Source organism: Caballeronia sp. BR00000012568055 (assembly GCF_029439455.1).
Classification (GTDB): Bacteria; Pseudomonadota; Gammaproteobacteria; order Burkholderiales; family Burkholderiaceae; genus Caballeronia.
Map to the genome: position 1 here is coordinate 1 of NZ_JAQFVG010000185.1, position 747 is coordinate 747.

Consider the following 747-nt stretch of genomic DNA (forward strand, 5'->3'; position numbering starts at 1 on the left):
CACCGCCCGGGCTCATTCATCATAGCGATCACGGGTCGCAATATCTCAGCATTCGGTACACCGAACGTTTGGTGGACGTTGGCGTCGAACCATCAGTCGGAACTGTCGGCGACTCCTACGACAATGCTCTGGCCGAAACGATCAACGGCTTGTATAAGGCCGAAGTTGTACATCGGCGTTCATGGCGTACGCTCCAAGACGTCGAGCTCGCCACGCTCGAATGGGTTCATTGGTATAACCACCATCGGTTGCTCGGCCCGCTCGGGTACGTATCGCCTGCGGAAGCAGAGGAAGTCTACAATCGGAATCTGGTGCGCTCCGCTCGAGCGGCGTAGCGCCAAACTCGGCGGTCTCCGACAAAGTCGGGGCGGTTCACCGGGCGGATCTGGCTACGCTGTTCGAGTGCCCAGCCCACAAGCGCAGACATCTTGCCCGCGCCACCACGCAGGCAGTCGAAACGCTGCGCGCGATGCCTTTACCACCCCCGCAGATCGGAGATGACATTACGCGCTGGTTGCCGGATCGCGCTGTCCGTGCCCTGCACGCGGCAGGCATCCGGACCCTGGCTGATCTGACGGTAAGGTCCTCGCCGTCGGCAGTGGTGGAGCGCCGTACCAGGGCTCGGGCCGGCCAGTGCAAAATGGATCGAGGCCTTCTTTGCCACGCACCCGGCGCTCACGGAGCGGGCCCACGCACTGATCGTCGCCGAGCGGCAGTCGGACGTGACGCCCTGGGAGCAGCTATGGC

General features: G+C 63.2%; 1 protein-coding gene and 1 pseudogene. Both read left to right on the plus strand.

Going from position 1 to position 747, the window contains the following annotated elements; translation table 11 throughout:
* Positions 1-335 (plus strand): integrase core domain-containing protein (locus P7F28_RS09685; RefSeq protein WP_277184285.1); only part of this gene is annotated, 335 nt, incomplete at its 5' end.
* Between the two features lie 41 nt (positions 336-376).
* Positions 377-747 (plus strand): annotated as a pseudogene (locus P7F28_RS09690) (phage integrase family protein); the annotation flags it as partial.